Here is a 24912-nt window from a genome sequence, read left to right on the forward strand (position 1 = left end):
CTACTCTTTTTAACCCCTTTTTACAAGGTTACTATGGAGCTACCAACAGCCTTGTTAGAGAAGGGAAGTAACTATTATGGATGCAGAAAAGAAAGTTAAGAACAATAGCAACAAACAGGTACTGTCGATGATTCGTGCGCTTTCGATTACAGCAGCCGTCTTCGTAACACTATTGTGGTCCTCCTCTTACATTTTGAATCAATATGCGTTTGTTGAGGGCGTAGGTCCCTATACCCTTGCAGGCATGCGCTACAGCGCAGCGGCATTTACCTTATGGGTGGTGCTGCGGCTTCGTGATCAAAAGCACGCTCAGCGAAAAAGAGGACATGAGGTTCAAAGCGTTAATAGAAAATTATCACAAGGGAAATGGAAGCTGACCTGGAAAGACAATTTGTTTCTCGGAATTACCGGGTTTATTCTGGCACAAGGACTTCAGTATGCAGGCCAGTTTTATTTGACCCCTATGCAATCCAACATGTTCTTATCGGTGGGAAATATGCTGTTCCTGCTCCTTATTGACGCGTTTTGGCTGCGTGAGTTGAATAACCGCGCCACCTTCCTGGCTGTTCTCGCTGCTATGGCCGGCATCGTCATTTACTATTATCCATGGCATTTAGCCCAAAGCAGTCTGATCGGCATCGTCTTGATCCTGATATCCTGTGTTGGTAACGTTGTGCACTTGACCTATTCCCGTTATTTGCTTACCCGAAAACAAACAGCCCCTTCTGCACTCGTTCTTACACCAATGCTAATCGGGGCTGCAGGTATGCTATTAGCTGGATTCATACTAGAGGGTATCCCGCCTTACTCTTTAAAGCTGATGCTCATTCTGATATGGCTTGGACCCATCAATGGAGCACTAGCCTTTACACTTTGGGCTTGGTCCCAAAAGCAGCTGCGCGCCTATGAAAGTAGCCTCATTAATAATTTAATGCTACTGGAAGTTGCCCTGATGGATATTTTGTTTCTCGGACGCAGTATTACCTATTTGCAAGCAGGCTCATTATGTATCACCGGAACGGCCATTGTTGCTGTGCAGCTTGCGCCGTTGTTGAAAAAGCCTAAACAATTGCCAAGTGAATCCGATAAATAGAAGCTGGAGTTTTTCCACTATTTGAGGTACCAAGAGGAAAAGTTGGAGAGAATAAAACGCCGTGATAGCCGTTACTACGTGGGTAAACGGCCTACTGGTGTTTGGCAGAGAGTTCTTGTTTTCATCGTGTAGAGTGTGTGGTGACGTGATATTCTAAGAAATCAGCCGTCTGATCACTGGGGTATTGAACGGCATGGAAATACGAAAAGGCTCCCCGATAAGTGGAAGCCTCTTTGTTTTACTAGAACTACTGATATCTGAAATTGGACTAGGCGTCAATGGCCATCGATTTCTTATAGGATACCGCAATCAAGGAATTTCGGCATTAGAATGATACTTTCACCGTACATGATCTTAAACCATCCTGCCTTTTAGCTTAATGAGGTAGCCGCTTGGACAGTGGCGGCCTCTATGAAGCGTTGAACTATCGTACCCGTTAGCTTAATTCCGAAATCCCTCGGGCAGACCGAGGGGCGATAGCCCCAATGTTTGAATATGGTGTTATCTGAGATGGATACGCCATCTAGGAGACACTAACATTTCTTTTACTTAATAACAACCATAATCATACCATAAATTGGAACTGTCCTGACTGTTATTTTAATGAAAAAAGGGAGAAGATGCCACAGAGGCAAACTGCTCTAGATCACTCAGCTAACCTACCCGTTAGCTTAACGATCGATCTCAAAATTATATCAATGCTTGACATTATCGATTACTCTGAAATCTTCACATTATTATGATGTCATGGTAATTGTACCGCAGGGCAAACTGCTCCAACGTTCTTACGTTATCTGAATAACTATAAAGGCATTAGAGGTCAGCTACTGGTACATGTCCCGTCATCCAGTTTAGCTCGCTATCAAGCATAAATCGAATATGCCATCCTTTCTCTGACCTAGGCCATTGATAAAATTTTGCGACACACTCATATAAAACTTCTACGCTTTCCTTCGATTTGTTTTTCAACACGTTATTCATAATGAGAATAAGATCATTCGGTTGATTATTAACGCCTTCCAGCACCTTCATAAACCATTTATGATAAGGATAGACAACCTCGTTATAGGCCAAAATGAGCCGCCCCGCAAATAAAACGAAATTAGTCACTGAGAATTCAATCACATAGGGCTCGTTCTTTTTTAAACCTTCATAGAACATCCATCTCCAACCTTCAAATTGTGCGTGGAATTTTTCCATCGTTTCGTTTTTCCGCTCAATTGGATAGCGAGATGCCGCTTGTACCAACTCTTCTAAGCCAATTATTTCGCTATAACTCACTATTGCATCCTTGAAGGCAAACCGAGCTGGTTCGCTACCTGATTCGGCTACTTTTTTAATGTACGAAATCGAAGTGTATTTTCCATCCACATAGCCACCATCATAAGGCGTTGACTCCGTTTCATGGTAATGTATATCCCCGCTTTCTAATAACGCATAATATCTCTCATCCGAAACGACCAACATAAGGTCTATATCCGAATCTTCTTTTGCAAAACCATGCGCAACGGAGCCGCCTACAATGACAGCCAATATTTCTTCCTTAACTTTGAGTTTATTTGTAACCATTTCGATAGCAGTTTGGTGATGTGGATACATCAGAATAGCCCCTTTAACTTGAGATTATGGTTGCACCTTCCGGTTTTTGTAATAGTAAATTTTGTCTTCTTCCGTAATTTGCCGCAGTACTTTACAAGGGTTGCCTACTGCAACCACATTTGGAGGAATATCCTTTGTGACAATGCTACCTGCGCCTATTACACTGTTCTTTCCTATAGTTACGCCGGGATTAATGACTGCACCGCTCCCAATCCATACATTGTCTTCAATGATAACTGGAAATGCATACATTTGCCCAGTTGCACGCAATTCTGCATCAATGGGATGTCCGGTCGTAGATATCGTCACATTAGGAGCGAATAAGACTCCATTTCCAATCTTAACCGTTGTATCATCCACGATTGTAAGATTAAAGTTTGCATAGACATTGTTACCAATAAACGTGTTAGAGCCATAGGCAAAGTGGATAGGTGGTTCAATCCAGCAATTTATGCCCAAGCTTCCAAAAAGTTGCTTAGCCAATTCTTCACGTTTGGCCACCTGGGACGGTCTTGTTTGGTTAAAGTCATATACCAGCTCTTTTCCCCTGAGTCGTTCCTCTGGCAAGCCTTCTCCCATGTCCGTAAACAATAAACCATTTTTTATATTTTCACGTTGTGTCACTTCTAACGTTCCTTTCTACATATATGTATTTTTACTCTCATTTGTTAAGTGTAACAAACTACAATAACTATTCAAAGAACAACTGGTGAACCCAGAAACCTCTGTAGATTGTTAGCGAGCCGATTCCTTCTATTAGTTTCACCTCCCCGCGCTAAACTGCCCGTTAGCTTAATCCCCGACGGTCAATCATAAAACGAAAAAGCCGCGACCTACGCGGCTCTTAATGACATCAAGTTCTTGTCACCCGACACCTTTCCACCACCCAGTTATAACATCTGGAAGATCGTGTCCTGCATCCCTCCGCGTTTGCAGAGCATGAAAGTTAATCCGTTCTGGTAATTTAGTAAGGGATTCACCTATTTTTATAAATACGATTTCAGTCTAGTCCGTATTTAGTTATCTGTCCAACCCCTCCAATAGACTCTAAGCATAAGATGAGATGTGCTAAAATCATGGGAGGTGTTTTGCGGATGGGTATAAAAACCAAGCAGGGTCAAAAGAAAACGATTATTGTTTGGAAGAAGAAAAAATCAAAGAAAAAACGTCATGTTATAAAGATGAAATTAAAACCTTCAGCGTTTAGGGCTGTCAATGCTACTGCTGACCAAACAGTTACTGCCAATACTCCTGTAGCCCCAGTTCAGTATCCAAATCAAATATTTGACTTAAACAATGAATATAACCCAGCTACATCGACCTTTACTCCAAAGCAAGATGGAAAATATTTAATTATTGCTAGTGTTTCATTTTTCCCTGCTGATGTGTCGACAAACTATAGATTGGTATTAAATATTCGCGTAAACAATAATCCTGTAGTAACTGATGACGAATTTTTTGGTGCCAATCCAGTTCCAACCGGTGATCAAATAAGTGTTTCTGGTATCTTAAAATTAAAAAAATGTGACAAAGTGACAATCTCCCTCTTCCCTACCACCAATGGTATAATTGCTGCAGAACCGAGGGGTACTCACTTTGAGGCATCAAGACTAGCTTAGTAACCCATTAGGGTGGCACTTTTTGGGAAGAGGAATCCAGCTAAAGAATGTGTGTTATTAAGAATCAATAACTCCTAATTAAACTAAACTGCACGTTAGAGTGCTTTTAATGAAAAAGGCACAACCTCATCTTTTTCATGAGATTGTGCCCTTTTTTCTGTCTGATTTCTTGGACAGGGTATTGGTGACGAGGGGATCGGTACTTAGATAGTACTTATCAAAAGGCCCCCCTACAAATACTATTTTGTGCTTGTTCTTAGCGATTATATCCACATTGTTATTGAACTCATTTATTGTGTATTCAACTTTGTAAAATGTGTTGTCGTGTCCTCTTCTCTTTCCAATTCGACTTTCTATTGTGTCTAAGAATGGGCTATCCTCGAGCATTACTTCCTTTTTTAATAAGATTTTCCCGTTTTTAGAATCTATCATTTTATTGATCTCATTTTTATGCATTTGCAAGCCAATAAACCATATTATTCCACCGAAAATTAACAAAATGATTATAATTACAACCGCAAGTATACCGCCAGCTTTGTGATTTCCAAAGTTTTCTAATGTTTATACGTTCCAAACTATAGGTAGTTACGAAGCGGCTGCCGATCCGTGCCGGAAGCTGGTCGCAGTTGTTTATTGAACTATCGTACCCGTTAGCTTAACGACGATAGCATTTTTTTAAACAACGCTTAAGCGTTCATTTCTTGAGTTCGTAATGGAGCACAACGTTACCTGATTGGAATGCTCTTGCCTCTACAAGAGAAAGACCGAACTGGTTTACATGCTGGAATAACGGTTTACCTTCCCCAGCGACAACAGGTGTCATGATAAAAAGATAATCATCAATCAAACCAGCTTCTGCAAGTTGCTGTACGATAGACCCACTTCCCATTACCAGAATGTCCGAACCGTCTTCTTCTTTTAGACGACGGGCGTTATTCAAGAGATCTCCATTTATAATTTTCGTATTCTCCCAGTTCGCTTCCTTTAGATTTTTGGAGAATACGATTTTTTTCATTTGCGTTAATTCTTCGGCAACTGCCTTCAACTGCACAGGGGCATTGGGATCATTCAAAAACGGCACCCAACTGCGCTCAAAGCCCTGATAAGTGATTCTCCCTAATATTAGCGTATCCATGCTGCCGCCGCTTTCATGAACGGCTTTATCCACCTCCGGGTCGTGTACAAACCAATCCATTCCAAAATTTGCATTATTCAAGCTGGCGAAATAGCCATCAATCGAAACCCTGTTTAACATTTTGATTTTTCTCATTTGTTGTCACTCCTTGACTTTAAGTTGATTAAATTGTACTTCTATTTACGCTGTTTATACTTGTAAAAAGCCGTCCATTCATTCTAAAACATTAAGATGAATTCGAGAGTTTCAGTGAGTTTTCGGTGCTGCGATGCCCATCATATTTGCCGCTTCACGTCTGCCACTTCACAAGCATGATTGCACGCTTCGAAGGTAAATCACTTTTTCCATTTTGGACGTACAGGACGATCAACTTAGAACTCCTTAACCTCCAATAAAAAACTCCTATCCTTATGCAATCATAAGAGATAGGAGCTGCAAAATTGTGTTAAACCGTCACTATGCTATAAATAAGAAGCGCCTGCTTCGTCACTATGAAATTCGCTTACTTTCATCATAATGCTTTTTGGACTTACCCAGGAAAACGCTTTGATGTCACGGATAAAATGTGACTGGTCGAAATAGTTAAGCGCGCAGGCTATATCTACAAGCCGCTCAAAGCCCCCCGACTTCATCATCTGCAACGCCTCATTAATGCGCACAATCCTGATATACAGTTGAGGTGACATACCTACAACACGAGAAAATCGCTTCTGTAACTGCCGCTCCGAGATATGAAAAGCGGCCACGATATCTTTCACTGAAATGGAAGAAACCCGTTCTCGAATAAATTCCAACGTCTGTTCAATCAATTCATCTCGTTTATTCGTTCCTTCCATTTTCTTCTTTAGAAATGTACAAAGATAGGAAGTCCGCTCTTCGTCCGTCGATGCCGATTTCAACTGATTTTCGAGTTCAATTGCACCGAATTGACCGGAAAGCAGGAAGCCTTGATGGAGGGAGTTAGCTTCCCATCCGAACAAAGAATAAAGAGCATGCGGCTTTAACACAACCTGTATCGATGAAAACGGTTTGTTCTTAAAACGCATGATACTTGGTTCGGAGCCTTGTCCATGCAGGAAGAATGAAGGAATATTAGAAATCTGAGCAGTGCGAACCGAAATGCTATCGATGGCAGACAATCCATCGACAGCAATCTGGTATACAATGCCGGGAAATCCTTTTGGACAGACCTTTACGTCTAGCGATTCGTATCCCTGATACGTCGTAATGCGAAAGCATTCGATATCGCGTTTTAGCGACTCGGGCGGCGGTAAAACCGTGAAATTGAAAGTACTCATAACGAATTCGACCTCACTGATAATGACCCTTCGATGTAATAATATGGATGGTTCAATAAATCTATTCTATCAGAAAGATGTCCGTTATACGATGTTTTGCTAATAACGCGTATTCCTTTAGTTATTACGCTATTCTGCACTTTATTTTTCAGTCTAATGTAGTGTAGTTCTTAAGATCAAAAATAACAAATGCTAGCATGCCGTTTAAAGCTAATCATTAATTTCCATACCGTTCCTCATTCCGTCACTCGATACCCACCCTTTAATAGTCATATATTTAGACGAATTCCTTTTTAGAGAGGTTCCATCTTTATCCCTGCACAATAAGAATAAGCAACCTTACGGGAATGGCGGGTATCCGAACTCAATATCAAGTTATTTTTCAAAATTTACGCTTCCGAATCCATGAGACCGATGAATTCCCGGATCGGCTTTCGTCTATATAAACGAAGGCATAAATGAACACAAACTAATTTGACGAAGAGGTGTTTTGAAAATGGCATTAACGTCCACATTCACGAGCTTCAACCTGCCTGTAAAAAACGTAGAACAATCGAAAGCGTTCTTCACCGGACTCGGATTCGAGCTCAACCCGCAATTCCCTGAGAACGAGAATTCCGTAGCCATCGTGATCGGCGACAACCTGCAGGTCATGCTGATCAATCAAGCATTCTTTAATACGCTCACGGAGAAGGAATCCGTCGATACGAGCAAGTATGCGCAGATGACGATCGCATTGGCCTTCGAGAGCCGGGAAAAGGTCGATGAAATCGTGAATACCGCGGTCTCCTTGGGCGGGAAATTGCACGCTGAACCTGAAGATCATGGGTTCATGTATCATTGGGGTTTCGTTGACTTGGACGGCCATCTGTGGGCCATTAACTACATGAACATGGATGCGGCACAAGGTTAAGGCTAACGGAGAGCACGCTCGTACTAGGGTTCAAAAAGAAAGACGCCGGGCATCTTTCCCGGCGTCTTCTTCGCGATGATTAGTTTTGTTCGGTATAGGCTTTGAAATTGTCCATGATCGCTTGCGAGCCTGCTTGCTGGAACTCGACGGGATTGGTGTAAAAAGAAAATAAACCATCAGACTGAAAATTATCAAGATTTAAATTTAAAAACTATTGTTAAGCTATCGTTCCCCGTTAGCATCACGGTTATTTATAATACGGTTCACCACGTTTGATCTTAAACTATCCTCCCTCTATGGAGAATCGTTTTTCTCTTAAATACGCTTGTTTTCTTAGATTTTGAACACCAAAGAGAATTCGAACCAGCTTACCGCAAAGCGCAATGAGCGATTGCATTTTTTCAACGGGTTGGCTAGCCGTTTTGTGTAATACTGATGCAATGCCTTAAAGGCACGTTTCTTTGCTACCAGCGGCATCATGACGCGAAATAGCATTAATTCTCACATTATATACATAGTAGATACTTTTTTTAAAACTTAAATACAAATCTATCATATATAAAAATAGAGGATGTATGCTCTCATATTGAACATATTAACCTCTAATCATTATAGTATAATTAATGAAAAATATAGTATTAGACTGGGAACGGCATTAAGCTAAAGGGCAGAATTGTTTAATTTACCATCCTTCGTTAAATTAAATTTGTATTAGGTCAGGCCAGGACTGTGCACATTAGCAATCCATGAGAAACCGGGCATGATGTTGGATGATAAAATGTAGACATAAAGGAGGATGCATATGGAGCGTGTATTCCTGATGATGAATGTGCGAGAAAACCAAGGAGGAGAGTCAGTCGCATGGCAAAGATCGTTTTCGCGTTGAACCAGTCTCTGGACGGGTTCGTCGACCACGACCACCCGGCATTTCAGCCCGACCCCGTGCTATTCCGTCATTTCATCGACGACGTGCGCGGCCTGGCGGGCATCCTGTACGGGCGCCGCATGTACGAGACTATGCGGTATTGGGACGTAGACCAGTTTGAATGGGGTGCGCCGGAACGGGAATACGCAGCGGCGTGGCAAAGCAAACCGAAGTGGGTGGTGTCGAGGACATTAAAGTCCGTCGGTCCGAACGCTTCTCTGATCGAGGGCGACCTCGCAGCGGCCATACGTGGGCTGAAGGCTCAGCATGAAGGGGAGATTGAAGTTGCCGGGCCGGAGTTGGCGCACAGTCTAACGGAGCTCGGTCTTGTTGACGAGTATCGACTCTATCTCCATCCAGTCGTGCTGGGTCACGGCAAGCCGTTCTTCGCCGGTCCGCGGCCGCCGCTGCGCCTCGTGGCAAGCGATCGAATTGGCGAGAAGGTGATCAGGTTGACCTACGTTCCAGCTTAGTTGTGCGGTTGACCCAGCGACCTAAAGGGCACGTTACTTTAATAGGGATTCTCCGGCTGTAGCGGCAGTCAGAGGATCCCTTATTCTTTGAAATTTGTTCAGTTATGCGAAATGACATAGTTATTTATGGGATTGACGATTGACCTAACGGATACGATAGTTCAATAAACCTGCAGCAGTCTAGGACTTTATTTTTCCGGTCCAAGGCTTCGGCTGGTTTTATAATGGAGTCAGTCTAATACTTATTTTTCGGAGCCTAACGGTTTTGCAATTCAGAATTCCGCGTAGGTTCAACAAATCCAGTCTAAAACTATATTTTCTTCGGACAATTGGAGCTTTCCGCGTCGAACGTTTCAATGACCTTCGTCTATTTTCCTTTATCGACGAAAGCAATATCCACTCTTCTTCCGTCTTCCATGGTGTAGCCGATCGCCTCATGCCGATTCACAACATCGTAGACGCCGCCAAAATCAAAGCCCATGCTGCCATCCTTCGCTTCCATTCGTGTCAGAAGCTTGCCCCCGACCCGCAGATCGTTTTCGGCTATCGGCGCATGTAAGTCCTCGGACGCTTGATTCCACTTCGTGATGTGATCAGGCTCGGTCCAATAGCGCCATACCTTCTCGACATGGGTTTGAATGACGGCTTGCACGGTTACCTTCGTCGGTTGACTCGAAATTCATTGGTCAATTCGCTCAGGCAACCCAAATCGCGAAAATAATGGCGTATGAATGAAGTTTTGAACGTGCAGGATTTGATTTTCTTTGGTTTCGATGACGTGGATGCCCCAGGGTACCAGGCCAGAGCCCTCTTTGCACGGCATATACTGGGCCAACGCCGGATAACCGCCATTCACCGTAATGGGCACAAATCGCGAACCTTCGCAATGCCAGCGAGTAAGAGAATAGAAGGCGGACAAATCTTCCTTGCCGCGGATCCACATCTCGAAGGGCGGCATCGACATGCAGCCTTCCTCGTGGAACAACGCGACGAGCGCAGCAATATCGAATTGCTCGAAGGCCTCCACATACCGGGACAGCAGCTGCTGCTCCGGTTGAACGTCCATGCTGCTGAGCTCATCCGAGCGAAGCTGCGCCCGGTCCATCGTCTCTCGGGCTCTTTGCAAGGCGCTGTTCACCGCTGCCGGCGACATCGCCAACGTTTCCGCGATCTGCTTGGAGGACCATTCAAATACATCCTTCAAAATGAGTACCGCGCGCTGCCGCGGAGGCAAGGTCTGCAGGAGAGCGATGAAGCACAGTTGAAGGGTATCTCTGCGGACGAGCCGATCCTCCGGATTGCCCCCAAAGTCGGGAGACGGCCAGATCCAGGCAGAGTCCGGAAGCGTGTCGCGCGGCTCGACGATGGCGACGGCCGGATCGAACAGGTCAACGGGAAGCGCTCGGCGTTTGGATTGTCTCAGCTTGTCCAAGCACAGGTTGGAGGCAATCCGATAGACCCAAGTTTTGAACGAGGAATCCTGTCTGAACGTGCTCCAGCTCTGCCAGACCCGAATACTCGTCTCCTGAACAGCATCATCCGCATCGTCCATGGAGCCCAGCATTCGGTAACAGAACGAGGTTAAGCCTGGCTTCAAGCTTGCAAATAATGGTTCGTCAAATGCGGTCTCGTTCATCGCGGCCTCCCTTAAAGATCTCCCCGAAGGGAAGTACCTTCATTATATGCAATGAAGCGGACAGCCGCAATAGAATGAATAGGCAGGATTATGGGTTCATTTATCATGGGCCTTCGAGGACTTGGTAGTGGATGCTGTGACACTTTCCCATAAGGAACTTCCTGAGAGCTTTGACGGTTATGAAATCCTTCAGATTTCAGACTTAATTGAAAAAACATTTGGTTCTGAGCAAAACGTGCTAATCAATTTAATTAGGAAACAGGAATATGACGTCGTACTTTTTACAGGGGATTATATAGAAGATGATAGTGATAATCTAAAACCGCTTGAAGATTTACCCAAGGGTATGCCGAAAGGCAAAGAAATGTATTATATCCTCGGCGATAAGGATGAAAATAATAGTATTACGCCGCTTGTCGCAGGCAACCGATTCTATGATCTATTTACACTGTACGGCGTTAAACCGTTATAGCCCGGTCAAAAAATCACGAAAAACGGACAATCGATCTGGCTAAAGACCAATCCCTATCCGGGCATAACTGAAATCTTCGACGGTAACCCGTCACAGGAATTAATTGACGCTAAAAAAGCGTTTGATGAGGAATATAACACCACTTCCGATCCGTTTACGATCGAGGTATCCCACCGGCCGACGGATATTGATGTCGAGGAAGATTTCGTTCATGATTACCGTACGAGAATTCTAAAAGAAACCGATAAGGAGTGGATTGATTGGGCCTCAGCATTAATGGACATACGCGCGGAGGACAAATCTATTTGCCGTTCATCGGCCCTTTATTTGCACCGAGCTATGGCTTCTTTCCCGGCAAGGTAAATGTAGCGGGCGTTAATACCATAAATGGACATACGCAGTATCTTACCCCTGGACTCGGCTTAAGCGGCACCGCTTTTGCAATGCTTCGCCTCTTTAACACGCCGAGCGTCGGATTGATTACTTTAAGAGGGGAGTAACCCAAAAAGATTTACATGAATCCTCTCGCATCTCGAGATACCTATTAAGCCAGACCTTGCATTCTGTTGTAAAATAAATCTCTTTTTGTTTTGAGCCTTTTCCGTTTACTATAGCTGAATAATGTTCCATTTAGTCTATGCATCTCTCCGACACGATTCCAGTACAATATAAAACTCCATAAAGGCATGCTCAGGTGGAGATTCACAGGTGATTTTAATTTAAAAGAGGCTCCCACTAACCTCTTTTGTTATTCAACACTAGCCTCATTAATGTATTTCTTGAGTGAGCCAAAGATCAGGAACATCCGATGATCGGATTCGTTATCAACACATTCCCCTATTATTTCCTTACAGTCTCACGATATTCCATAGGCGTCACTCCGGTAGATTTCTTGAAAAATCGAGTAAACGAGTGCGGGGTTTCATACCCTACCTGTGCGCCTACTTCCGCAATCTTCAGCTCGTCTTTCTTGAGCAAATATTTGGCTTTATCGATTCTAGCTTCATCGATGTACTCAGATAGATTGACCCCGCTTTCCTGTTTAAAAAGCCGTGATAAATAGGACGGATTGAAGTGGGTCACGCTGGCTAAACGTACAAGAGTTAAATCTTCACCTAGATGCTCCTCAATGAACGAGCGGACCTTCCCTATCACTGCAGCCGCTCTATTGCGTTCTACACTCAATCGCAGATCGAATAAAGACTCTGCGATCTGATTCAAGAATGCAAAGCTGTCTTGCCAAGACGAATGCCTGTCTCTCTGCATAAGACCAGTTGTTCCAATCTTATCGTGAAGCTCCCAACGGTTAATGTAAGATAATAATAAGAGCGCAATCGTGTAGTACAGTTCCAAGGCAAAGGGGCTCACGTTCCCGCGTTCATCGAACGCCGTTTCCGTCAATTCGCTAAACAGATAGAAAAACCCCTCTCGATTTCCACCTTCAAGATGAATGGCGAGCAACTCCGCCTTGTCTTTCAGTGTCCTTGAGCTGGCAGCGGTTTCAATCGCTTCGATGTTAATCGTGTGTACCATCTGGGCACCGTCTCCTGCTCGCCTGTACTGCTGGCTTCTAATTCGGTCGTACATCTCTGATAGCCCCTTCCATTCGCAGGAATCGGTGCAGAGCGTAACGGCAAAAGTGATCCCCATTGAATCATGACAAGCTTGCTGGATAAGCTCGAATTGCCCTTCTAGAAATTTTACCGTGCGGGCATAGGCTTCTTCCATTTCCTTTCCACAAGTAGGCTTCGGTTGAACGAGCCAAACGAGGCGGCCGAATTGATCTATAATTCCAAGACTATCCGTTCGTTCTGCCAGGAATGTCTCTGCCAGAAATTTGACTGCAAGCGCCGCCTCTTGACTCTCAGCAAACGAACGGTGCATATTCGTACGTTGCAGATCGCCTACGGCCACAAGGATGGGCAAAGCCGGGTCAAGTATAATACCTAACTTGCAGAAATCAACTTTCAGCTCCTCCGGTGCCCGTGTTCCCTGAAGCAAATAGCGGAAATAATTGCCTTGAGCAAGCGTTTCGAGTGTGGTAAGCTGCTCCCTCGATTGCTGGACTAAATTATGAAACTTTAGACTGTTCTCCAGCTCATGAATCGCATCGGTTACCGCTTTAATAATCTTATCGTATTCTTCGCTCTTTAGGAGATAAGTAACTCCGGGGGTTTGTATCGCCTGGTAAACATAATCAAAGTCATTATACCCGGTTAGAAAAATGATTTTACAATGCAGCCAATTACTCCTTATATTTCTCATTAGATCAAGGCCATCCATCCCGGGCATTCGGATATCGGACAACACAATATCAACTCTCGTTGTATTCAGCAAATCCAGCGCTTCTTCGCCGGAATAGGCTTTATACAAATCAAGATTCAGACTCAGTTGGCTAAATACATCAAACAGCCCGTCTGTAATAATTTCCTCATCATCAACAATCAGCATCCTTATCATGAGCGTCAGCCCCTTTCAATGGAATAGAAATGATTGCTTTCAATCCCCCAAGCTCACCTCGGCTTAATCGCAGACCGAATGCTTCACCGAATGTTATTTTAAGTCGGCGGTGAATATTCACCAAGCCTGTCGTCTCCGCATGCTCGTCACTGTTATCCAGAGTATCCGAGATACACTCCAATGCCCTATCCGTCAAGCTATCACCGTTATCTTCCACAACAATACGTATCTCTGTCTCATCCAACTCGAAGCGAATGACTATCCATCCGCTGCGCTTCATTTGTTCCAAACTGTGTTCAAATGCATTCTCTATAATGGGCTGCACAATTAAACGTGGTACTGACACCTTTTCGATTTCCAGCGGGAGAGGGTCGAATTGCACCCGGATACGCCGTGAGAAGCGCAATTCCTGAATCTCCGTGTACATTCTGGCATGGTGAATTTCTTGTTTCAGCAGTACTTCGTCAGAAGCATTCCGGGTAACGAACTGAAAATATTCGCCAAGCTGTGTTGCGAACTGCCCGATTCGTTCAACATCTTTAATCTTTGCCATCGTCCTCAGGATGAAGAAGCTGTTGTATAAAAAATGAGGATTAATCTGCGATTGAAGCTGCTTCAACTCTGCCCGTTGAGTCATAATTTTCTGCTTGTAGACCTGATCGATCAAAGAACGAAGATTACTAACCATCTGGTTAAATCGGTTATACAAGTATCCGAGCTCATCCTTAGACTCGTGCTGGATGTTCACATCAAGATCCCCATTTTCAATACGCCGAAAACTTTTAACAAGCGTTAACAACGGTTTGTGAATAAATTTATAGGTGGAAATTGCATAAATCGCAATGATGATAATTGCTACAAAAACAAATAACCATGCCCATATATAAAATTTCTCCAGCGGCTTTTTAATAATTTGTTCTGGAATAAATCGGTAAATGGACATATTTAAATAATCAGAGCTTGCAAATGCGGTATAATAGCGATTTCCCGAGATGGTGAAAGTCCCCGTACCATGAATTGGATTTTCTCTTACTTGTTTAATGGCAGCCGGTATATCCAGCCATAAGTGTTCTAAAGATCCACTCGTGAGAATGACACCAGACTTGTCAGTAGTCATCAATGTCCCGCTGCCGGGATAGGTGTTGAACTGGTTAAGGGCTTCCTGCAGCCTCTCTTGATCCAGCTCAATTTCAATGATAAACAATGGTTGATTCCCGTTGGTCACACTTTGCCTTGCCGCACCTAGAAATAAGCGGCCATTCCACTCAATCATCTGGTTATTTCTACTGCTTAATTCGGAGCGTAAGGCATTATGCCGTTCTGCATCAAATTCGCTTGGGCCATTAGCAGAAGAGATCGTTTTGGATAGCGTGTAAATATGTGCACTAACATTTCTGATATATGGACTACTGTTTTGAATTGCATAGAGCCGTTTACGCAGCGAGTTAATTTTTTCAGTACGTTTAAACACATCCATCGTATCCCAGGTCAGCGTCAGCTCGTTGAGATCTTCATCCTCAATAACCCCAAACTGCAGCAGTTTCATCCGTTCTACCTCTTTCTCAAGGTCGCTTACATAGAAGGTGAGCTGGGATACCGCCGTTTTTGAGATATCTTCGCTTGCAGTCTGTACGATCCAGTTATAAAGATAGACGCCAAATATTAGAATGGGCAGAATGATAATCAAAAAAGTACTGAGCAGCCGAAGGAAAATCGTGTTTCGCAGAGCGAATGGTTGGTGGTTGATCAAGGTACAAGCTCCCAACTTTTTTTCTTCCATTATAGCCTGAAGCTTATAAGTTTCCTAAGCATTTTCGATACGAAGCCATCCAACCTTTACCCCTTAACACTACCAAGGACAATCCCTTTAACAAAATACTTCTGCAGGAATGGGTACGCCAAAATAATGGGAAGGGAGCCCAAGAAGATCTGTGATGCTTTCAGCGTTCTATCGGAAATGAGGGCCATATTTAATGCTTCGTCGCGTGACATATTAGTTAAATTTTGTTGAATGACAATCGTCTGAATATAGCTTTGCAGCGGGTAATGACTAGGGTCTCCCATAAGGAGAAGGCCGTCAAACCAACTGTTCCAATGTTCCACCATGGAGAATAAGGCTAGCGTTGCGAGAGCAGGTTTGGATACCGGCACGTAAATTTTCCAGAGTGTTGTCCAGTAGCTGGCACCGTCCATGACCGCTGCCTCCTCCAGCTCCTTTGGCACCTCTCGGAAAAAATTAAGTAGTAGGACAACGCTGAAAACTGGGACCGCGCCAGGCAGCACGAGCGCCCAAATCGAATCAAGGAGATTGTACTGCTTAATCGTCGAGTACCAAGGGATCAAACCGCCGTGAAAGAGCATGGTCAAGAAGAAGATCCAAGCATATGCCATTCGCAGGCGAAACACCTTCGATTCCTTGGATAACGGAAATGCAACGAGGATAGTCAGGACCAAATTTAAGGGCGTCCCGATTGCAATGCGCTCCATGGAAACAAGCATGGATTGCCAAAATGCTTCCCGACTGGCCGTATATTTATAAGAGGCTAATGTGAAATCTACCGGCCAAAGTTTTACATGACCTGCTGCCGCTGCTGTACTTGAACTAAACGAAACGGCAACGACGTGTATTAACGGAAGGACACAAATCAACGATACGAAGATGAGAAAAGATACATTCAGAACGGAAAACCACTCGAATCGTCTCCGACTGTCAGGTATCCGGATAGATGTGTCAGACACAGAACTTGATGATGGTTGGACCACTGTCTTCCTTCCTCCTAGAAAATTCTATATTTTGCAAACCGATAAGCCACAAAGTACGAACTTGAAATCAATATAAGCGATACTAATGACTTAAATAATCCAACTGCCGTTGCCACACCATATTGAGCATCCAACAATCCGATTCTGTATACAAAAGTATCTAGTATATCGCCGCTTTCATACACTTGAGGGCTATACAAATTGAACACTTGTTCGAAGCCTGCATTCAGAAGCTGCCCTAGACTCAGAACAGTCAACAGTACGATTACCATACGCATTCCGGGAATAGTGATATGCCAAATCTTATGCCAGCGGTTTGCGCCGTCGATCGTAGCGGATTCGTATAAACCAGGGTCAATTCCCGTAATAGCCGCCAAATAGACGATCGTGCCATAACCAAAATTTTTCCATATATCCGATGATACCAGCGTAAACGGAAACCATTGATTGTCCCCGAGGAAAAATATCTTATTTATGCCAAAAGCGCCCAATAATTGGTTAACAATACCGCTAGAAGGCGATAAAATATCGATGAGTATGCCGCCTAGAACTACCCAGGAAAGAAAGTAAGGTAAATAAATAGTAGTTTGAACACTTCTTTTAATCACCTCATTCTTCAATTCATTGAGAAGAATGGCAAATATGATCGGCACGATTAAGCCTAGAATAAGCTTAAGACCTGAAATAAAGAGGGTATTCCACAAGACCTGACTAAAGCTAGGCAAGTTCATAACATATCTGAAATTATCCAATCCTACCCATCGCTGGTCACCAAACAAGCCTTTTGCAGGAATGAACTTTTGAAATGCGATGATGATACCCGCCATAGGGACATATGAGAATAGCACGATTAGTACTAATCCCGGTAACATCATCAAATGCAGTGGAAGCTCTCTCCACATTTTTTTTGTTCCCATATCCAACCTCCATTATGTCATGCATAAAAAGCAGAGGAAGGATAATGAACCCATCCTCTGCCCGATTCTACTTCTTCGTTGATTTATACCATTCATTTACTTCATTCGTAATTTGCTCTCCGCCCAGCTTGGTCCAGTCTTTCACAAACTTATCGAATTCATCCATAGAGCCACCCATAATGATTTTGGTGTACGTCTCATTCATTAATTTTTCTAAAGTCGATTTCCGATCAACCATCGTAGGCGTAGGCGCGCCAACAAATTTATCCATCAGAAACTGGTTATTTTTATCGTATTGGTCAACAACCCCTTCTGAGCCCTCCGGGCCATAAATCCGTTCCCAACCCCACAGTGCAAACCCTTCTTTAGAGCCCGAATTAAAAGCTTCTATCTTTCCTTGAATGGTTTTTGCTTCCCCTTTCAAGGTCGAGAAGTTATTCGCTTTACGTGCCGCATCGATCGCTCTGAATGCCTCTACATTTTTCTTTACAGGGCTCGGGGTCACCGGTGAAAGTTGCCATACGCTCTCTGCTTCAGGCGGTGCATAGTATTTGTCAAACTCCGCAGTCGTGCCAAAATTTTTCTCCAGATGCAGGTTAAATAGCTTGATAACCGCCTCAGGATGCTTGAATCCCTTTTTAACCGCAAAAAACTTGCTTGTGCTGAACCTCAAAGGAACTTTAGGCGTATCGCCGGACTCCGAAACAATCGGATATGCCCGCCATTGTGCATTCGGGTCGTTGTTGCGGTTCAGTTGAAGTGGCCAGATGGAATTCCACTGTTCGCCGTATTCCATTCCGATCTTACCTGCGGCTATGTGCTCTGATACCTTACCGCCATCTTTAATGCCGAATTCCTGATCCAATTCTCCATTCTTAAACATGTTCTGGAGTGCTTGAAGCGCTTTCTTAACCTCTGGCTGAATACCGCCAAAAACCAGCTTTCCGGATGCATCGGTAAGCCACATATTCGGATAAGCCTTATACCCGGCCATGAACCCTTCTAACCCTATTGCTCCACCCCACAAGCTTTTGGTTAAACCGAGGCCATATGTATCTTTTTTTCCGTTGCCATCCGGATCCTTCTCTGCAAAAGCTTTAGAAATTGCTAGTACGTCAACCATTGTTTTTGGCGGCTGCAATCCCAACTTGTTAAGCCAATCCGTACGAATCCAGATAAACATAGCTCGTTCAAGTGAGGAATCGACCTGCGGGATTGCCATCAGCTTACCTTCAATCGTAGCGGCATCGAATGGGCTGTTTCCCTCTTGCGATAAGATTTCTTTTGTTAGGGGAGAAGCATACTGCTTATATAAGGCTGTCATATCTTCAATTTGGCCGGAATCCGCCAATTGCTTTAATTGGGTCGCGTTCACTGGAATAACATCGGGCAGATCGCCGGAGGCTAGTGTTACATTCAGTTTTTGCAAATATTGCTCTGAGGTATCGCTCCCTTTTACGACCCATCTATTTTTAATACTGATGCCCAACTGCTCCTTATATAAACGGGTCCAGCGGTTGTCTTCGAACGTTTCTCCCTTTAGCACACCGAGTACGTTATTTTCTACAACGTCACTGAGGTTCCTGACAAACGACACTTCAATCGGTGGATCATACTTGCCAAGCGGTTCTGCATGTACAACTTTCACATCGTTATTTCCGGCCGTGCTCACCGCTTCATTCTGCCCAGTACTCGTTGAATCGTCTTGGCTGCTGCATGCCGATAAAAGTGTTGTGAAGGCGAGTAAGGAAACAGACACCGCTTTCATTTTGTGTTTACTTAGCTTCATGTACATCCCCCTATATCGATTTTCTAAAGTATCACTACAGTGACGCTGTTCATGTTTTCATTATAGGGTCGGCACATCATCCAAACAATGTACAACTCTTTACTTTACTTACCAAATCTTGTCATAATGTAAGCGTAATCATTTTGTGCATTAGAACCTCAACCATCTTCTCTACTTTTAATGATTAAGTGCTTGGACTGTCTTCCTTCGGAGCAGCTGCGGCCAACAGGGTCCTAAAAAACATGGATACGCCTCAGCTATTCCTATCTGAATGAGCAGTTATTGAGAGTGTATATCTTTATTACGAGAAACGGGGTATATGATACTTATCGTCACTAATCAGAGTGGTGTTGGTCTATGAGGAGATGCTGCAGCGAATTCAAGAGCGTTTACAAAAGGATATGTTGAAGGGTTACCTGAAGCGAAGATTGATGATATTACTTACTGCCCGCATAAACCCAAAGAGGGTTGTGGATGCAGTAAACCCATGCCTTGAGTATTAGAGTGCTCCTCACCTTCCTGCAGAATGTGGCGGCGATCGGAAAGAACGATATCCGGGAGTTGTCCCGCTTCCACATGGAGGCGTTTCAGACAGAACCGGAACAGCGATACGCAGGCGAAAAAGGTCGTCATTTTCAGGTGACATCCTCGTTTTAATTTTGATGAGAACTGCTTTCCACTTATTTGTTTCTGTTGTTATAAAGTAAAATGAGGGATTTTCACTGCAAAGATAATACATCAATAGCCCATTCCATACAATTCTTATTCCATATTTCAAATAGTAAGTCCATAGTTCCTGCGGTAGAGTTCTGAAGTGTTCAGCAATACTTGGAATCGTTGTTACTACATTAATATTACGTGTTATTGCATATGCAAAATAAAAGAGGGCTACCCACCATCCCCATTTTTTACCGAACCACATTCCTACACTCGCGGCAACACCTAATAAGGCTAAGAACCCTATTCCAACGACTACCCAACTCCCCTATTATACAACAATTGTTAATATTATACATATCAAAAAGGAGCTGCCTACGTGGCAACTCCATGCTGTCGTACCCGTTAGTTCAATCTAGACGGATGTAAATCTTGTTTATTGCCTAATCAATAAGAAATTTGAATCCGAGTATTATTCAAAGCGGTTAGGTCTCACGTGATATCTTAAGCTTTCTGAAAAGCATGCGAGTAAAATACGTCACTATGCATATGCTTGATTTTGTCCCAGTTGCCAGGATTCATCATGTCTGGTGAGCGGTGCTCCAGAATGGCCTGATATAGTAGGGTTTTTTGTTCCAAATGGGCAACGTGCTGTTTGGCTTCTTCAAGTTTAGCGATTGCCTCCTCATTATGCTCCATCATGAGTGCATAGCGCTGCGGGAGGGTCGTATCCCCTTCAAGACAGAGATCAATGTACTTTTTGATAACTTCAATCGGCATTCCGGATTGCTTGAGGCATTTGATACCATACAACCAGTTGATCGATTCATCGTCAAACATCCGAATATTGTTTTGATTACGCTGTACGCTTGGCACCAGACCTTTATCCGTGTAAAAGCGTACTGCGTGCTCGGTGAGTCCCGTAATTCGAGCGGCTTCTTTGACTGTATGCATGTGAAATCCCCCTTGGAAAATAAATAGTAAAACGAACTTGACTTCGTGTAACACGAAGGTTCTAAGCTTAGTGTAACGCAAACGGGGCGTAACTGGAATCCTCGGTGCAGCACCCGATTTAGGGTTAGCGCCGTTTGCTGTTATACATTTGAACACTGGGAGGAATTACAATGCAATCCGTAACATTAAACAATGGTGTGAAAATGCCAATCATCGGCTTCGGTGTTTACCAAGTTCCTGATGCTGAAGAATGCGAGAAAGCCGTATACGAAGCGCTGATGGCTGGTTACCGCCTAATCGATACTGCCTCCGGTTATCTGAATGAGGAAGCGGTGGGCCGTGCGATCAAGCGCAGCGGTATACCGCGTAAGGAGCTGTTCATCACAACCAAGCTTTGGGTTCAGGATGCCAGCTACGAGAGCGCCAAGCTGGCGTTTGCCAAATCCCTGAAGAAGCTCCAGCTCGACTATCTGGATTTATACCTTATTCACCAGCCTTTCGGTGATTACTACGGCGCTTGGCGTGCGATGGAAGAGCTGTACCGTGAAGGCAAAATCAAGGCAATCGGGGTCAGCAATTTCCTGCCTGACCGTTTGATGGACCTTATCGTGCATAACGAAATCGTGCCTGCCGTCAATCAGGTCGAAACGCACCCGTTCTACCACCAGATCGAGAGCGCCGCTTTTATGAAAGAGCAGGGAGTACAGCACCAGTCTTGGGCGCCTTTGGCTGAAGGACTTAACAACTTGTTTGGGAACGAAGTGCTGGCCTCCATCGCAGAAAAACACAACAAGTCCGTCGCCCAAGTCGTGCTTCGCTGGCTTGTTCAGCGTGGAGTCGTTGTAATTCCGAAGTCGGTGAAAAAAGAACGGATCGTCGAAAACTTTAACATTTTCGATTTTGAATTGAGCGCGGACAACATCGAACAAATTTCCACTCTCGATACGCGGAAAAGTCTTTTCTTATCGTACCGCGATCCGGAAGTCGCCAAGATGATGGGGAACTGGAAAGTCGATCTGTAAACTTGATTAAGCGTAAACTCATCATGCATTTATCCTCATCTGTAAAGAAAGGACAGGGCAATCTCCCTGTCCTTCTTTACTTAGATTGTAAAAATAGTAAAACTGCTATCGGTGGACCGAATCTATATACCACCGATACTTCCATAACTAAACTCCCGTTAGCTAAACAATAACTACGATGGACAGTAATCAACAAGGCCCCCTATATGTTAAGTTACCTGAACTTCCAATCAATATCTCTTCGTACTCTGTTTTCGTAAAATAATCAGCTGTATTTAATTCAATAATTTCATTTGTTGTGTATTTATAAACTGTAATTCGGTCATCACGAATATCCGTCTACGCCGATGTTTTATGTTTAACATACCAGTTGCGGTGAATTAAGGTCGAACATAGCGATGAGTACGACTGATGAACGTAAAGAAAAAGACACCCCATTGTGGTGTCTTCAAGCACTACCGGATTAATCTTCTAATTGAATTTCGATACGTGCAAGGACACCAGCGGGATTATTTTCGCTTCTGTTTGCATTTGACGGGAAATTAAAAGCGGCTATCACAATATCATTCGTACCTCTCCGAAGGAAACGCCTAATATTAAACGATCTTCCCGGATTAAAGAATGAAACATTGCCCTGCGGATTGTCGATAACTACCGACCGTCCATTTATTAAAACGATGGCAAAGTTATCAACGGACAGGAATAATCTAGCTCTCTCAATATCGTCTCTAATCGTAAATCTTCTGGCGACCACAGCAGCAGGACCATTAGGGTCATTTCTTCCCCAAACGTACGATTCACCTGCTTGCGGCGCTACCCATGCCGGATTTCGCTCGATTTCAAGTGCGTTTACCCAATTTCGATTCGTACTTATTCTTCTAGTACTTTGAGTAATAATAACCGATTTTTGTCCATCCAATGATCTTTGTGTGGCAGCCATCATTCTCATTACTTTTGCAACTATATTCGTCCGGATTCCCTTATGTCTTACAGTTGATTCTACTTGTTTGACCGTATAATTTGCCTTTTTTATCACTGTTCTTTTGTACATTTCATGCGTCCCCCTTTGTATAAGCGAATCTATATTATATATATGAGTTTATGGATTGATGGATATGGACAAGTGATTATAGTTAATCGCTCAATTCCTCAAATGAAAATAGACCCCGTAAAAACGGAAGTCTGTCTCACATTATGCTTGATGACAATAGAATCAAACATGCCTGCATGCACTGAATTCCCTACGTTAAACTACCCGTTTGTTGAGCGAAGGGCTGCCACGCGGCAGCCCTTCGGCATTGAACTATCGTACCCGTGAGCTTAATAATAACTCATCATCAGTTGGTAAACCTCCCAGTCGACTTCTTTGATAATGATTAAATGGTCCTTGTATCATTTATGTTGCGGTTTCTTTTATAAGATTCGCTTCTGCTGCCAGAAGTAGAGTATAGTAGGAGTTGAAAATATATTTTAGGAGGCTACAGCCATGTCACAGGAGATTTGGATTAACCTGCCGGTCAAAGATGTTGAGAGGTCAACTGCTTTTTTCAATGAGATTGGATTCCATGCGGTGAGCGTTGGTAACGAGAGAGCCAAGCTTACCATAGGCCAAACAACGATTCTGCTGTTCCCGGATGCGGCCTTTGAGAAATTTACAGGTTCAAAAACCGCAGATACTTCACATAGCGCAGAGGTAATATTTTCCATCGGAGCTGAAAGCAGAGAAGAAGTAGATGCATTTATTCAAAAAGTAGAGTTTGCCGGAGGAAGCATCTTTGGCAAGCCGAGTGAAATTGAGGGCTGGATGTACGGCGCAGGATTTGCCGACCTGGACGGTCACCGCTGGAATTTGCTGTATATGGATAAGAGCAAAATGCCGAAACGCTAATATGAAAGCGCCGGTCACCTGCTTAAGGTCACCGGCGTTTTTTACACCCCGTATAACCTCATATCTGTCATTCAACTCAAAACGTTGCTTAGAAGGTAATATTCGTTGGTGAAACTATTACAAATCACCTGGGTTAGCCGATGTTAATTTATTGGTCTTACATAAACTAGATTAACACATATTGGAACTAAACTGCCCGTTACTTTAATGAAAAAGCAGCCGATCATGCTGAACGGCTGCGTCGTAACATTATTGGAACTATCGTACCCTTTAACTGAATACACAAGCCCTTTTCGCAATGGATACTGCCAAATTTGCCCCTGGCGGCTGATTTACTTTCCGTGAAACACTGAAAAAATAAGCTCGAACCGGGTGGAGCGAGCTTATTTTTTCTTTGATTTGATTAGTTTTCTATATCGTTGATTTTTGGATCCACCAACTGTAGTTGAACTATCGTTCCCAGTTAGTTCAAAATCGATAGGGACTGATTAGGGATATATTTTTTCACCTTTTTCAAGCATCGCTACAAACTGTTGAATTCGTTTCGCCCGGGTTTCTTGCTTCTTGGCATTATGGATTCTGAACAGGATTGCATATTTATTTTGACTATTCAACGTATCATAAAATGCCTTCGCTTTGACATTACGCTCAAGTTCAATTGCGAAATCCTCAGGCATAGAAGCGATACTTTGCGATTCGTAGGCCTTATCCCATTGTCCATTCTTTTTGGCAACTTCAATCGCTTTGAACCCAGAGGGCTTCATTCTTCCATTTGTAATGAGAAGCTCTGCTTTTTCTTTATTTACTTTCGACCAGATGCTCTTAGCCCTACGCGGAGTAAATCGTTGAACCCACATTTTTTCATTAAACTTTTCCTTCTGGCTGTCAACCCATCCGTAACACAATGCACTATCAAGTGCTTCATCGTAGGATACGGTAGCCACACCGGAATTTTTTTTCGAGATTTGCAACCGGATTCCCGGTGAAGTGTCATGATTGTTCTCAAGCCAATTCTCGAGAGATTGCTGTTCGCCAAAAAACATAACCGGTAATTCATTGGACTTATTGATCACTTGAATCGCCTCCTACTTGTAGTGTACTTCAATATAGTTGACAGATACAGTCAGTGATAGTCTAGCCTTGCTTGAGCTATTGCTAATATCTCAATTCCAGAAACAAGCCACCGAGGTGCGAGTAAAACTGTTGAACAATACTGCCCGTTAGTTCAATAAAAAGAACGCTCCCGCACCTTCACTTGGGCTACCACTAAAAAAATAGCTTTGAAGCAACTACAAAGAT

The 24912-nt window shown here is 43.6% G+C and carries 23 protein-coding genes and 2 pseudogenes; 8 read left to right on the forward strand and 17 right to left on the reverse strand.

Features of this window, described 5'->3' with window-relative positions; all coding sequences use genetic code 11:
* Positions 1-76 precede the first annotated feature (76 nt).
* Positions 77-1093 (forward strand): DMT family transporter, encoded by a 1017-nt coding sequence (locus ACFQ88_RS05870; protein WP_379452839.1) that lies wholly within the window; start codon positions 77-79, stop codon positions 1091-1093.
* Positions 1094-1906: 813 nt separating this feature from the next.
* Here the strand turns inward: ACFQ88_RS05870 and ACFQ88_RS05875 are convergent.
* Both ACFQ88_RS05875 and ACFQ88_RS05880 read right to left on the reverse strand, forming a co-directional pair.
* Entirely contained in the window at positions 1907-2692 is a 786-nt protein-coding gene (locus ACFQ88_RS05875) for a nucleotidyltransferase domain-containing protein (RefSeq protein ID WP_239624450.1), read from the reverse strand.
* A 24-nt stretch (positions 2693-2716) separates the two neighbouring features.
* Positions 2717-3316 carry a maltose acetyltransferase domain-containing protein gene (locus tag ACFQ88_RS05880; RefSeq protein WP_379452842.1) on the reverse strand — a complete coding sequence of 200 codons (600 nt, stop codon included), beginning with the start codon at positions 3314-3316 and terminating at the stop codon, positions 2717-2719.
* A gap of 470 nt (positions 3317-3786) precedes the next feature.
* On the opposite strand from ACFQ88_RS05880, the gene ACFQ88_RS05885 reads away from it, so the two are divergent.
* The gene (locus tag ACFQ88_RS05885) at positions 3787-4311 is read left to right on the forward strand and encodes a C1q-like domain-containing protein (protein ID WP_379452844.1); all 525 of its coding nucleotides are present in this window, start codon (positions 3787-3789) and stop codon (positions 4309-4311) included.
* 135 nt (positions 4312-4446) lie between these two features.
* Here ACFQ88_RS05885 and ACFQ88_RS05890 read toward each other — a convergent pair whose 3' ends face one another.
* From ACFQ88_RS05890 to ACFQ88_RS05900, 3 genes are all read right to left on the reverse strand, one after another.
* Complete coding sequence (locus ACFQ88_RS05890) at positions 4447-4743, reverse strand: hypothetical protein (protein ID WP_379452846.1); 297 nt, start codon at positions 4741-4743, stop codon at positions 4447-4449.
* A 262-nt stretch (positions 4744-5005) separates the two neighbouring features.
* On the reverse strand, positions 5006-5581 hold the full coding sequence (locus ACFQ88_RS05895) for a dihydrofolate reductase family protein (RefSeq protein WP_379452848.1): 576 nt from the start codon (positions 5579-5581) through the stop codon (positions 5006-5008).
* A gap of 326 nt (positions 5582-5907) precedes the next feature.
* A complete protein-coding gene (locus ACFQ88_RS05900; protein ID WP_379452850.1) occupies positions 5908-6744 on the reverse strand; it encodes a helix-turn-helix domain-containing protein in 837 nt (278 codons plus the stop codon).
* A gap of 496 nt (positions 6745-7240) precedes the next feature.
* Here ACFQ88_RS05900 and ACFQ88_RS05905 point away from each other — a divergent pair, with 496 nt between their 5' ends.
* Positions 7241-7657: a VOC family protein gene (locus ACFQ88_RS05905; RefSeq protein ID WP_062524540.1), complete on the forward strand. Its 417-nt coding sequence runs from the start codon at positions 7241-7243 to the stop codon at positions 7655-7657.
* Positions 7658-7940: 283 nt separating this feature from the next.
* On the opposite strand, the pseudogene ACFQ88_RS05910 reads toward ACFQ88_RS05905, so the two are convergent.
* Positions 7941-8134: pseudogene (locus ACFQ88_RS05910) on the reverse strand (hypothetical protein); the annotation flags it as partial.
* A gap of 384 nt (positions 8135-8518) precedes the next feature.
* On the opposite strand from ACFQ88_RS05910, the gene ACFQ88_RS05915 reads away from it, so the two are divergent.
* Positions 8519-9055 (forward strand): dihydrofolate reductase family protein, encoded by a 537-nt coding sequence (locus tag ACFQ88_RS05915; RefSeq protein WP_379452853.1) that lies wholly within the window; start codon positions 8519-8521, stop codon positions 9053-9055.
* Between the two features lie 370 nt (positions 9056-9425).
* On the opposite strand, the pseudogene ACFQ88_RS05920 reads toward ACFQ88_RS05915, so the two are convergent.
* Positions 9426-9734 (reverse strand): annotated as a pseudogene (locus ACFQ88_RS05920) (SRPBCC domain-containing protein); the annotation flags it as partial.
* On the reverse strand, positions 9735-10691 hold the full coding sequence (locus ACFQ88_RS05925; protein WP_379452855.1) for a sigma-70 family RNA polymerase sigma factor: 957 nt from the start codon (positions 10689-10691) through the stop codon (positions 9735-9737).
* Between the two features lie 127 nt (positions 10692-10818).
* On the opposite strand from ACFQ88_RS05925, the gene ACFQ88_RS05930 reads away from it, so the two are divergent.
* Positions 10819-11163, forward strand: coding sequence for a hypothetical protein (locus tag ACFQ88_RS05930; protein WP_379452857.1), 345 nt, complete (start codon positions 10819-10821; stop codon positions 11161-11163).
* 260 nt (positions 11164-11423) lie between these two features.
* The gene (locus tag ACFQ88_RS05935; protein ID WP_379452859.1) at positions 11424-11663 is read left to right on the forward strand and encodes a hypothetical protein; all 240 of its coding nucleotides are present in this window, start codon (positions 11424-11426) and stop codon (positions 11661-11663) included.
* A 340-nt stretch (positions 11664-12003) separates the two neighbouring features.
* Here ACFQ88_RS05935 and ACFQ88_RS05940 read toward each other — a convergent pair whose 3' ends face one another.
* The 7 genes from ACFQ88_RS05940 to ACFQ88_RS05970 all read right to left on the reverse strand — a co-directional run bounded on the left by ACFQ88_RS05940 (position 12004) and on the right by ACFQ88_RS05970 (position 20703).
* Complete coding sequence (locus ACFQ88_RS05940) at positions 12004-13623, reverse strand: response regulator transcription factor (protein ID WP_379452861.1); 1620 nt, start codon at positions 13621-13623, stop codon at positions 12004-12006.
* A complete protein-coding gene (locus tag ACFQ88_RS05945; protein WP_379452863.1) occupies positions 13601-15373 on the reverse strand; it encodes a sensor histidine kinase in 1773 nt (590 codons plus the stop codon). Before ACFQ88_RS05945 ends, ACFQ88_RS05940 begins: the two co-directional genes overlap by 23 nt.
* Positions 15374-15459: 86 nt before the next feature.
* A complete protein-coding gene (locus tag ACFQ88_RS05950; protein ID WP_379452865.1) occupies positions 15460-16386 on the reverse strand; it encodes a carbohydrate ABC transporter permease in 927 nt (308 codons plus the stop codon).
* A gap of 14 nt (positions 16387-16400) precedes the next feature.
* Entirely contained in the window at positions 16401-17303 is a 903-nt protein-coding gene (locus tag ACFQ88_RS05955; RefSeq protein ID WP_379452867.1) for an ABC transporter permease, read from the reverse strand.
* Positions 17304-17370: 67 nt separating this feature from the next.
* On the reverse strand, positions 17371-19092 hold the full coding sequence (locus ACFQ88_RS05960; RefSeq protein WP_379452869.1) for an extracellular solute-binding protein: 1722 nt from the start codon (positions 19090-19092) through the stop codon (positions 17371-17373).
* Positions 19093-19533: 441 nt separating this feature from the next.
* Positions 19534-19725: a hypothetical protein gene (locus ACFQ88_RS05965; protein ID WP_379452871.1), complete on the reverse strand. Its 192-nt coding sequence runs from the start codon at positions 19723-19725 to the stop codon at positions 19534-19536.
* Positions 19726-20253: 528 nt separating this feature from the next.
* The gene (locus ACFQ88_RS05970) at positions 20254-20703 is read right to left on the reverse strand and encodes a MerR family transcriptional regulator (RefSeq protein WP_379452873.1); all 450 of its coding nucleotides are present in this window, start codon (positions 20701-20703) and stop codon (positions 20254-20256) included.
* 170 nt (positions 20704-20873) lie between these two features.
* On the opposite strand from ACFQ88_RS05970, the gene ACFQ88_RS05975 reads away from it, so the two are divergent.
* Positions 20874-21725: an aldo/keto reductase gene (locus ACFQ88_RS05975; protein ID WP_379452875.1), complete on the forward strand. Its 852-nt coding sequence runs from the start codon at positions 20874-20876 to the stop codon at positions 21723-21725.
* Positions 21726-22188: 463 nt separating this feature from the next.
* Here the strand turns inward: ACFQ88_RS05975 and ACFQ88_RS05980 are convergent, their stop codons facing one another.
* Positions 22189-22776, reverse strand: coding sequence for a hypothetical protein (locus tag ACFQ88_RS05980; RefSeq protein ID WP_379452877.1), 588 nt, complete (start codon positions 22774-22776; stop codon positions 22189-22191).
* 435 nt (positions 22777-23211) lie between these two features.
* Here ACFQ88_RS05980 and ACFQ88_RS05985 point away from each other — a divergent pair, with 435 nt between their 5' ends.
* Positions 23212-23613 carry a VOC family protein gene (locus tag ACFQ88_RS05985; RefSeq protein WP_379452879.1) on the forward strand — a complete coding sequence of 134 codons (402 nt, stop codon included), beginning with the start codon at positions 23212-23214 and terminating at the stop codon, positions 23611-23613.
* Positions 23614-24101: 488 nt separating this feature from the next.
* Here the strand turns inward: ACFQ88_RS05985 and ACFQ88_RS05990 are convergent, their stop codons facing one another.
* Complete coding sequence (locus ACFQ88_RS05990) at positions 24102-24686, reverse strand: YdeI/OmpD-associated family protein (RefSeq protein ID WP_379452881.1); 585 nt, start codon at positions 24684-24686, stop codon at positions 24102-24104.
* Positions 24687-24912 lie beyond the last annotated feature (226 nt).

It is taken from the genome of Paenibacillus sp. NPDC056579 (assembly GCF_042793215.1).
In the GTDB taxonomy this organism is placed as follows: domain Bacteria; phylum Bacillota; class Bacilli; order Paenibacillales; family NBRC-103111; genus Paenibacillus_S.